Origin of the sequence: Mesorhizobium sp. B2-5-11 (genome assembly GCF_006440835.1) — a bacterium.
Classification (GTDB): domain Bacteria; phylum Pseudomonadota; class Alphaproteobacteria; order Rhizobiales; family Rhizobiaceae; genus Mesorhizobium.
Window position 1 is genome coordinate 117101 of the sequence record NZ_VFUK01000014.1, and the last position, 10608, is coordinate 127708.

Genomic DNA, 10608 nt, shown 5'->3' on the forward strand with positions numbered 1-10608 from the left:
GCTGGGAATGGTAGGCGAACATAAATTGTCGAAACGCGCTGCCGAGAATGCCAAATGACGAAGTCAGCAGGAGTGTTCAAAGTGGTCGCCTTGCCTGAGAGCTTTGGATCAAGATTTTGCTCATGCGCCTGCCCTTTCGTCTTGACTATCTCCGGCTTACCCCTTAATCCTCCCGTTGTTAGCACTCGCTCGCGGTGAGTGCTAACAACGGTCCGGCAAAGCCGGGCTTTGCAGTTTGTCCGGCGTGGCCGGACGGTGTTTCTCACCGCTCTCACCGAGGAAGAAAAAATGGCAAAGTCGAAGTTCCGCCCGCTTCATGACCGCGTGGTCGTTCGGCGGGTCGAATCCGAATCCAAGACCGCGGGCGGGATCATCATCCCGGATACGGCAAAGGAAAAGCCGCAGGAAGGCGAGATCATCGCTGTCGGCTCCGGTGCTCGTGACGAAACCGGCAAGCTGGTCCCGCTGGACGTCAAGGCTGGCGACCGCATCCTGTTCGGCAAGTGGTCGGGCACCGAAGTCAAGCTCAATGGCGAAGACCTTCTGATCATGAAGGAATCCGACGTGATGGGCATCATCGGCTGACCGCCGTCGCCTTTCATCACATCCAATCTGAATTTAGGCCGAATTGCCCAGGAGCAAAAAAATGGCTGTGAAGCTCGTCAAATTCTCCCGTGATGCCCGCGAACGCATGCTGCGCGGCGTCAACATCCTCGCCGACGCGGTGAAGGTCACGCTCGGCCCGAAGGGCCGCAACGTCGTCATCGACAAGTCGTTCGGCGCCCCGCGCATCACCAAGGACGGCGTCACCGTCGCCAAGGAAATCGAGCTTGAAGACAAGTTCGAGAACATGGGCGCGCAGATGGTCCGCGAAGTCGCTTCGAAGACCAACGACATCGCCGGCGACGGCACCACGACCGCGACGGTTCTGGCGCAGTCGATCGTCCAGGAAGGCCACAAGGCCGTTGCCGCCGGCATGAACCCGATGGACCTGAAGCGCGGCATCGATCTGGCTGTGACCGAAGTCGTCGCGACGCTGATCAAGAACGCCAAGAAGATCAAGACCTCCGAGGAAGTTGCTCAGGTCGGCACGATCGCCGGTAATGGCGACGAGTCGGTCGGCAAGATGATCGCGGAAGCGATGCAGAAGGTCGGCAACGAAGGCGTCATCACGGTTGAAGAAGCCAAGACCGCCGAGACCGAACTCGAAGTCGTCGAAGGCATGCAGTTCGACCGCGGCTATCTCTCGCCCTACTTCGTCACCAACGCCGACAAGATGGTTGCCGAGCTCGAGGACGTCTACATCCTGCTCCACGAGAAGAAGCTCTCCAACCTGCAGGCCATGCTGCCGGTTCTCGAAGCCGTCGTGCAGACCTCCAAGCCGCTGCTCATCATCTCGGAAGACGTCGAAGGCGAGGCCCTGGCCACGCTGGTCGTCAACAAGCTGCGTGGCGGCCTGAAGATCGCTGCCGTCAAGGCGCCGGGCTTTGGTGATCGCCGCAAGGCCATGCTGGAAGACATCGCCATCCTCACCGGTGGCCAGGTCATCTCGGAAGACCTCGGCATCAAGCTCGAGAACGTCGGCCTCAACATGCTCGGCCGCGCCAAGAAGGTGTCGATCTCCAAGGAGAACACCACCATCGTCGACGGCGCCGGCAAGAAGGCCGAGATCCAGGGCCGCGTTGCCCAGATCAAGCAGCAGATCGAAGAGACCACTTCGGACTACGACAAGGAGAAGCTGCAGGAACGTCTGGCGAAGCTCGCCGGCGGCGTTGCGGTGATCCGCGTCGGCGGTGCGACGGAAGTCGAAGTCAAGGAAAAGAAGGACCGCGTCGATGACGCCCTCAACGCGACCCGCGCGGCCGTCGAAGAAGGCATCGTTGCTGGTGGTGGCGTCGCGCTGCTGCGCGCTTCGCTGAGCATCAACGCTGTCGGCGTCAACTCCGACCAGGCCGCCGGCATCAACATCGTTCGTCGCGCGCTGCAGGCTCCGGCCCGCCAGATCGCGGCCAACGCCGGTGCGGAAGCCTCGATCGTTGCCGGCAAGATCCTTGAGAACAAGGGCGCGACCTTCGGCTACAACGCCCAGACGGGCGAATATGGCGACATGATCGCCATGGGTATCGTCGATCCGGTCAAGGTTGTCCGTACGGCTCTTCAGGACGCGGCCTCGGTCGCCGGCCTGCTGGTCACCACCGAAGCCATGATCGCGGAGGCTCCCAAGAAGGAGTCGGCTGGCGGCGGCATGCCTGGCGGCATGGGCGGCGGCGGCATGGGCGGCATGGGCGGCATGGGCGGCATGGATTTCTAATCCACGCTACCTGCGCAATACGGAAAGGGCGGCAGCGATGCCGCCCTTTTTTTGCACAACTTCGCGGAACCACAGCTACATCGTCGTACTGGCCGCTTGATACCGCCTATTACCTCATGTCCATTTCCAGCACCCATCTCGTCCTTTGACGCTCTTCTTGATGCAGTCAGCAACAGCTGGTACCGGTCACAACTCTTTCGCGTACTCTTTTACTGCAAATTCAAGTGATTGGGGCATAGGGACAGGAAGCCCTGAGCGGTTCTGCAGCCAAGCTGTGCAGAATTTGTCGGTCTGCCTCTGTCTCCACGCCCTCGGCCATGACCTCGATCCCAAGCACAAGCAGCCTGTCATCTCGAGACCTTGCCAGACCGCGAACGAAGCCCTGCTGCCGCATCACTGCTGTGAAGGGCGGGCCATTGGGCGGTCAACGAATCTCCTGTGTCATCTAGGACCAGATCGACTCGGCCAGAGGCTTCTGACGACTTTATGCATGCGATTCCCACTTTTGTTAGCATTCGGCGCGAACCCGCCCCCTGCACCAAACCTGCGAAAGGACCTGATCGTTGTCGCCTAAAGCTTGTTGTCATCGACTTGAGCGTTCTCTGCTTCTCATGGAAGATGCTAAATCCGCTCGTGCGTTATTGCCGGCCAGCAAAGGCTGCGGGTCGGCGGTGAGGGTGTCGAGAGGCGGCAGTTCACCTTGACTCATTGGTGCCGCCGGCGCCTGGATGGTTTCCACGACTGTGCCGGAAGCACCGGAGACATGTGACATCTCGGCAGCGGGCGTCAGGGCGGCTTCTCTCTCCCTGCTGCACAGAAAATCGTGGAGCGCCTCCACGCAAATGCCGGCGTTCTTCTTGTCTTTTCTAAAGGTCGGGACCACCTTGATATCGGCCTGTTGGTAGTCTGGCCCGCGCTTTTCTAACATGTTTTCGAGCTGCTGCTTGATGTCGGGGCCTTGCAGCAGCGGCCGGCCGGTGTCGCCCGTGGAGCGCTGCTGCAGGTGGAGGCGCCTGCCGATCTCATCCAGGTCGGTGTTGAGCCAGATTGACACCGCCTTCTCGCGGATCAGGTCTCGATTGGGCTGCTTGACAAAGCCGCCGCCGCCGGTTGCGATGACCATGGGGCCTTTCTTCAACTGCTCGGCGAGCTCTCTAGTCTCCAGCTCCCTGAAGTAGGGCTCGCCACGGCGCTCGAATATATCCTTAATATCGCCGTGCCCTTTGATGATAAGTTTATCGATGTCGACAAACTCCACCCCCAGCTCCCTGGCAAGGCGGGGGCCGATGCTCGACTTGCCGCTCGCCGGCATGCCGACGAGCACGACCGGCCTCGTACCGAGGGCCGCGACGATCTTGCCGGCATGCGGCGAGAGAATGACCGCACTCTGTTGTCTTGCGACGGTGGGCGACCTGGAGGTCCCTGCCGCCCTCGACCTGCTTTCTCCTGACGAGCCCCAGTGTAATATGTCCCAGGCACCACGGGGAATGGGGACCAGCTCGCATTCGCTCTGCGCGCGCTGCGCGAGCTCGGCCCGGTAACTGGCCGGCGTATGGAACTCGACCTCGAAGCGATAGTTCTGTGCGGTTCTGAACGCCGTGTGAACGCCGCGTAACCCCTGCGTGTCCATCCTGATGAACCAGTTGGTGGTCTCGACCTCGCTGCAGTCACGCTCCTCGAAGGCCAGTGCCGCCTTCCTGAAGGCGCGCGTAAAAGCCTCGTCCGGGATCTCAAAGACATGGCGCACTGCACTGGTGACCAGTTGGGCATCCGGCGCCGCGCTCACGCCCTGGCCGGTCAACTCGTTGGCTGTCCCGATCTGCCCACGCGACCGTTGATCAAGATGCGGCACCTGCACCTCGATGCCGTCCTGCCGCAAAAGCTCGGCAACCGCATGCACAGTTTCGGTAATCGCGCTTTCTTGCGCTTGGGCGAGGGCGGCTTCGAGCCTGGCGCGCTCCAGGGCCTGTTCGCTGTTCGGCGCTATCCTGCTGGCGGGGTCGTCGTAGGCCGGAATTGCTAAGGCGCTGGGCAGTATTCGGTTTTCGACGGCGAGTCTGATCGAGGCCTCCATGACCGACGCCGCCAGCGTGGGGTTGTCCTTCAGATCCGCCAGGCTGCCATCGACGTCGAACCGGCCCTGTTGGAGCTTTGCCGCCTGCGACTTGACATAGGGCGCCGACTTGAAGCCCGGCCTCTGCTCTATGAGCCGCTGCAATTCGGTGGTTTTTTGCATGAACACTCGCGCACCGGTTTCGGACTTGTAGGCGTCCGTGCCGACCTTGATGCCGACGCTCAACAGATTGATCGCGCTTTCATGCAGATCGACCGGGTTGTAGCCGTCGGGCCGCGGATCAATGCGCGCCTGATAGCGGTTGAGCAGGAAGTCGACGCGTTTCCTGGCATCAGCGGTTGCCGGATAGGATTCGCTGAGTTTCGGGAAGAGCGCGGCGGCCTCGGCGCTGACGGCAGGCTTCGCGCCGGTTGAGGCCACGGATCGCGCAAACTTCTGCTTGACGTCCGACTGCTCATGAGCCGGCTCGCTATTGAGCTGCAGGTTCCAGTCCTGGAGCTCGGCCACTAGCAACGCGGCCAGTTCGCAGGCCACCGGATGCCGGGCGGTCTTGCTGTCTTCCCCCGCCCTGGCGATCAGCTCATGGAGGGTCTGGCCATTCGGCCGATCTTCCTGCAACAATGCACGGATGTCGGCCTTGAGCTCTTGATGAATGCCCTCGTAGGTGCCGAAGATGGCACGCTCAGCAAACCAGCGTTGCGCCTCCAGCGGCTGCGCCAGCACGTTGCGCTGCAGGCAGCTGTAGGTCTCCAGCACCAGCCCGGTGGCCGACAGGATCTGCTTGGACCGGCTGAACTGGTAGCCGCCTTTCTCAATGGCCGGCGTGTGCGACTTCGGCGGCTTCATCGAGGCGATGCCGCGCGCCTGCAGCTGCGCGTCGAACTGGCGCACATGCTCGTAAAGGCGAGGCTGGTCGCCGATGATGATGACGGCATCGCCATCAAAATCGCCGTCGAGCATTTTTTGTTGGACGGTCGGAACCGCAACCAAAGAGCCGGGCGCGAACACCTCCGTCGCCTGCAGGATGCCGACGCACTCGAGCGCGGTGTCGGTCTTAACCCGGTCCTTTTCCTCCAGCCAGCGCGAATGGCACTTTACGTCCTCGGCAGACATCACCATCCCGCGGTCGGCGAAGTCCGCCGGCCACATTTCGTCGGGCACAACGATCAAGACGCCTTTGGCAAAGAAGGTCGGATCGTCGGCGGCAAGCCTAGCCCCCGATCTGTGCGCGACGTTGAAGCTGTATTGGAAGGCCACGCACCGATCCAGGAACGCCGCGGTGCGGTCGCCATCGCGCGCCGACCTGACCCGGTCGGCGGCGAACGGGCGCAGGTTGGGCTTGTCATAGGGGGAGCGTCCGACAAGTACGCCAGCGTCACGGGTCAAGGTCTTGCTCTTGCCCGTCGGCACATACAGGCATTCGTCACTGGACGGCACGGCGATAGCGTTCGAACCCTCGATATGCCCGCCCGTGACCGTCCGAAACAGCTCCTCGGTGGTGAGGCTTTGATGGGTTTCGAGCCACGCCAGAGCCTTCTCGCGGGTCTCCTGTGCCACCTCGACGCTGCGCGGATAATGTTGCAGCGCCGTGGGCGGTACCGCCGATTGCCTTTTATCGGCAAAGGCAGGCATCCGCTCGGGAGCGTCGTGGCGAGCCCGGGCAACGGACGGCATGCGCTCGGCCAGCGACGCCCTGATGAAGCCGCAGCCGTCATGCGGCCGCAAGGCGATCTCGCCGTCTCGCCCCTCGAACCGGAAGGGATGCACCGCGCCTGCGGGGCGGTCGGGCAGAAGGGACAGCTTGAAGCACCCTTCCAGCGCATAATCATGCGGGCCAACGTCGGGGATGCCCGGCGGCGCGGCAAATCCGCGGCGCTGGGTATAGTAATAGGCTTCCTTGAACGGCGCCCAGGCCCGCGACAGCTGCTCAAAGGCCGTACCCGGAGCCGTCTCGGCATAGGGGATCGCCAAAAGCTTGCCGCTTGGGGCCTCTGCGGCCGTGAAGGGCAGGTCAGAGGCAAGCTGGTTAAGGCTCCTTTGCGGCGGCTTCAGTTTGCTGCCGCCGAACAGGTCCATGCGGTAGGGCACGCCCTCCACGGCCACCGTGCGTGTCAACATGGCGCCAGTCGGAGTTCCCTTTAGCTGCACCGCCACCACGTTCACCGCGCCCGAGGTCAAGCGATGGAAAATGGAATAGCGCAACTCGGCTTCGCTGGCCAGCGGCTGGCCTTGCATGTCGACCACCGGCAGCCGCATTAGTCCGGCATCGCCTTGCGGCGGTCTCGGCTCTTGGTCCATGGCCTGAAGCACCCGATGAACATCGAAGCTGGCGGCTGCATGCTGGGCCTGGATCATCGATGCGTTCTGCGCCATGAAGGTGTCGAGCGCTTCGAGCGGTTCCTTCGCCTCGATAGAGGCGATCACGTTCCAGCTCTTGTAGGAAAGGTCGGCGTCGATGAGGGTGCGGGCGCTCTTCAGTATCTGCCTAGTCTTGCCATGCAGCTCTTCCTGCCTGGCCCGCAAGGCGAGCTCGTCGCCGTCGACATAGGGCCGCCGGTAGAGCGTCTCCAGCACCGCCCGGGTCTTGAGCACCTGATGGATCGAAAGCGCCGGGCGGCGGCTTGCATTGGCGCCGCTGGTACGCTCGGCCTGGCCTGCTGCGAGATAGGCATCTATCTTGTGTTCCACCACCGGCTGGATGGCGTTGAGCAGGTTCAGCGTCGACTTGCGGTGCCAGCGCAACGCCGGCTTCGGGCTGCGAGCTAGTGGCAGCAGGGAGCTGCAAAGATTGCCCATCGTCTCGAGGTTGTTGTCGAGCTTAAACCCGGGAGCGGCACGTAACACCTCGAGCCTGTCCAGCCCCGGCTGTGCCAGCATACCCAGATCATCCAACAACTGCGCCTTGCCCAACGCCTTGAATATACCCGCGACGGCATGGACATCGGCCTGCTGGAGCCGATCCTCGGCATATTGCAGGTAGTGCGCCAGCTGATGCAGCCGGTCCTTCAGCAAGGCCGGTTCGGCGACCTCGCCGGCGGTCTCTCCCGCCTCGATACCCCGCGACAGGCCATTGGCGATCCTGACTAGTGCGGGCGTGCCGAAAGCACTGAAGCGACGGCCCTTGGAACCGAGCTCGCTGGCGATGGCAACGATCGCCTTGCGTGCTTTTTCTTCTTCCGGCCACTTGCCGAAACCGTTCACCAGATTGGCCAATTCTGAATCAGAGAATCCGTCGAGATTGCCGTCGCGGGCAACCACCGCGCCGGCGATGGCAAGCGTCGCTTCGCGCGTCTCCTGCTGGTCCGGCCATCTGCTGAAGCCGTTCACCAGATTGGCCAACTCTGGATCAGAGAATCCGTCGAGATTGCCGTCGCGGGCAACCACCGCGCCTGCGATGGCAAGCGTCGCTTCGCGCGTCTCCTGCTGGTCCGGCCATCTGCTGAAGCCGTTCACCAAATTGGCCAACTCTGAATCCGAAAATCCGTCGAGATTGCCGTCGCGGGCAACCACCGCGCCGGCGCTGGCAAGCGTCTCTTCGCGCGTCTTCTGCTGGTCCGACATTGCGTCGGAGACGCGGTGCGGGCCTTCTTCGCTATCAGGACGCCCTGCTTGTCCGACCAACTCTCCGGTACTGCCCATATTCCCTCTCCGATCCAGCAAGACGCATCGCCTAAGCCTGTCAACAACAGGGCGTCATTGGTTGAGTGCGGTCACGCGAACCTGCAACGGCATGCGTGAAAGCTGCGGCATTCACGCAACGGCAACTGCCTCGACAACGCCCCAGTGAAAAGCTTCCTCGCCACTCGTTCGTTCCGGCATAAAGCGGAAGCACAAAGGGCTGAGCCCTGTACAAATGCCAATAAATCACTATGAACCCACGGGGCGGATCTACGGTTTCTTCATTTGAGCGACCTCGATCAGGCAGCGTTCGAAATCCAGTTCAAAAGAGCTGTCTTCGGTTTGGCGCCGACCGAGAAATCGGCCACTTCGCCGCCTTTGAAGATCGCAAGCGTCGGAATGGAGCGCACGCCCAATTGGGCGGCGAGTTCCGGGTTTTCATCGATGTTAAGCTTGGCGATCTTGATCTTGCCTTCCATCTCGACGGAGATTTCCTCGAGGCTCGGAGCAATCATCTTGCAGGGATCGCACCATTCGGCCCAGAAATCGACGACGACGGGTGCTGCGGATTCCAGAACTTCCGACTGGAAGTTATCGATATCGACTTTCACGGTAGCCATGGCTGCTCCTTTGACCGAAGAATTGTTGAATCAAATGTGACGGTTTCCGGCTTAGCCGAACGCTGTTTCCACTTTGACTGAGCCCGAGTTAGATGATGTAAGTTTTGCCAGCGGCAAATGGACCTTCGTTCAACATCGAATGCGCCGATTGGAGCGTGTCCTGCAATGAAGATCCAAAGTTCTGAAGGGTCAACGTCGAAACGGGTTACATTCGTAATGTGGATAGATCGGACATGCTGGACCGGCTCGCAAGCATGGGATCTCCGAAGCGACGATCTACAATTGGAAGCCCGCGGCAAGGCCTGGCAGATAGTCTGCCCCTGTCGCCGGACGGCATCGCGCACGATAACCATGACGTGACAGCGCAACGGACGGTGCGACCAGATGATCTGCGAGGGGAAACGCCACGCCGGCTTGGCTTGCCAATGACTTCAATGCCAACCCACGGCATAGAGGGGTCCGGTAAGCTTGGCGCCATTGTCATTGGCGAAGCCGTCGGCGAGCACCACGATTTCGTCGAGGACCGGCCGCGATAGCCCGCTTTATCGGAGTGGAACGCAGGGCAGTGGCGTTGCGACAAAAAAGCTCGCGGCCTGCGGCCCGCGCCCGTCATCCCGTTCTGCCAAGCGAAATGTCGTCGAGATCCTCTTCGATCACCCCAGCCGCGTATAGCTGATCGAGCAGGTCGGCGATGGCAAGGACGCTCGCTGCATCCGTGACCCCCATAATCAGCTCCGAGGCTGTACAGTTCCCGCTCGCGATTAGATGACAATGGAAATCGGAACCACCCCGTCGAGCACTCGATGCTGAATGTTCCGTGAGCGGAGATGGAAGCAGTGGTCCCCCGCCTCGTGTTGCAGGTCTCCGCGGAAGCGAATTGGCCGGTTGGGAGGCGGGTTTTCGAGCATATTCGTCGACGATGCCATCGAGACCCTCCCGGAACTCGTCGGGCGTGCTGAAGACACGTTGAGACATTATTCGGTACCCGAGAGGCCAGCGTTCGTTACCGGCGTCACCAGTTGTAAACGTCCCTGCCGCATATTTGCCAGAGAGCCAGAAACACAGGCGATAGTCGTGGGACAGCCCTCCGGCACGGCGATTGCGGCATCTTTGCCGGACGCCCTCCTCCGCGCGCGTGCGCGCCCGGTGAAAGCCTTTGCGATCGGCCCGTCCTTGCCCCGCAGGATGAATTCGACCCCATCAGGTCCTCGGGCGAAAACGCCGCGTGTATCTGATTATGATCGTCCGTGCTTAGCACCGAGAAACGATTGGTCACGCGACCGTGGCGTTCAAACAGTTCGAGCATGCGGTTGGCAGTTCGCCCGTGATTTGATGGTAGTCGAACAGAAAACGGTCATACTCCGAGTGTCGATCGGGTCTGTGGCCCAGCAACAGAGTCCAGTGCGGCACGCGACATGGGCCGAATTGCTGCCGATCACATCACCATCGCAATGCGAGTTGGCGATCAGGTTGACCGTCAGGGAAAGTACGGCTCGAGTGAGGCGTTAGGCACTTCGACATCCCAGGTAAGAGCCCTCCATTGCCGAATTTGGTCTAAGTGTCCGCGTCCAGGTGACCAAAACTCACTTTAATGGCTGCGATGAGGGCGAAGCAGTCGTTCAGGAATTTTGTCCGCAGGGGACACTCTGTCCAAGTTGCAAACATCGCATGGCAAATACATGTGACTTGATTGTCGATGGATAGGTGATAAGTCGCTGCGATGCTCGACTGCATCTAGGGTGCGGCGGCGTCGGACCGAAAGGCAATGTTCGGGAACCGAACCAATCCACAGAAATATTTTGTTGGTATTTTTGTTGGTCAGCGCTGCTGCTGCTTCATAACTATGCAATTGAGAAACCAAGTGCTATTTTCTCTGCTTGGATTCCGCCTCTGGCACCATTTCCCCCTGGTCCGTTCCGGACACATAGGTTACGGTTTATACCGGAGACATGGGTAACACTTTTGGCCCGAAGGGGTTTTGGAGT

General features: G+C 60.9%; 4 protein-coding genes. 2 read left to right on the forward strand and 2 right to left on the reverse strand.

The genetic code is table 11. The features are described 5' to 3' along the window. Positions 1-288: 288 nt before the first annotated feature. Both groES and groL read left to right on the forward strand, forming a co-directional pair. On the forward strand, positions 289-585 hold the full coding sequence (gene groES / locus FJ490_RS29035; protein ID WP_064994876.1) for a co-chaperone GroES: 297 nt from the start codon (positions 289-291) through the stop codon (positions 583-585). A 61-nt stretch (positions 586-646) separates the two neighbouring features. After that, positions 647-2311 (forward strand): chaperonin GroEL, encoded by a 1665-nt coding sequence (groL, locus tag FJ490_RS29040; protein ID WP_086081374.1) that lies wholly within the window; start codon positions 647-649, stop codon positions 2309-2311. A 583-nt stretch (positions 2312-2894) separates the two neighbouring features. On the opposite strand, the gene FJ490_RS29050 is transcribed toward groL, so the two are convergent. Then, positions 2895-8045: a shikimate kinase gene (locus FJ490_RS29050; protein WP_224680548.1), complete on the reverse strand. Its 5151-nt coding sequence runs from the start codon at positions 8043-8045 to the stop codon at positions 2895-2897. Between the two features lie 257 nt (positions 8046-8302). Next, on the reverse strand, positions 8303-8623 hold the full coding sequence (trxA, locus tag FJ490_RS29055) for a thioredoxin (protein WP_064995677.1): 321 nt from the start codon (positions 8621-8623) through the stop codon (positions 8303-8305). Between the last annotated feature and the right edge of the window lie 1985 nt (positions 8624-10608).

What these genes read in the sequence shown, in the direction of transcription:
- trxA (WP_064995677.1), bottom strand. Translation starts at nt 8,623, where the DNA reads ATGGCTACCGTGAAAGTCGATATCGATAACTTCCAGTCGGAAGTTCTG.
- groES (WP_064994876.1), top strand. Translation starts at nt 289, where the DNA reads ATGGCAAAGTCGAAGTTCCGCCCGCTTCATGACCGCGTGGTCGTTCGG.
- groL (WP_086081374.1), top strand. Translation starts at nt 647, where the DNA reads ATGGCTGTGAAGCTCGTCAAATTCTCCCGTGATGCCCGCGAACGCATG.